This window comes from Niallia sp. 01092 (genome assembly GCF_052318935.1).
Taxonomy (GTDB): Bacteria; Bacillota; Bacilli; order Bacillales; family Cytobacillaceae; genus Niallia.
The window spans coordinates 1-208 of sequence record NZ_JBQRKO010000101.1; the positions used below are offsets into that span (position 1 = coordinate 1).

Below are 208 nucleotides of genomic sequence, written 5' to 3' on the forward strand. Positions count from 1 at the left end.
TTGGGCTTTCTTTGACTTAGAAACAAAACTTATATACAAAGCACAATTAGCCGAGCTGGAAGTGCAAAAAGTAGACCCGTATAAAACGAGTCAAGAATGCTCCAAATGTGGACATAAACAAAAAAAGAACCGTCGAGGCTCTTTGTATACATGCTCATGTGGACATAAACAAAATGCAGATGTCAATGCAAGTTTTGTTATATCTACA

General features: G+C 36.5%; 1 protein-coding gene. It reads left to right on the forward strand.

All coding sequences use genetic code 11. The features are described from left to right. A partial coding sequence (locus tag ACTXGU_RS22495) for a transposase (RefSeq protein WP_443483710.1) occupies nucleotides 1–208 on the forward strand: 208 nt, incomplete at both ends.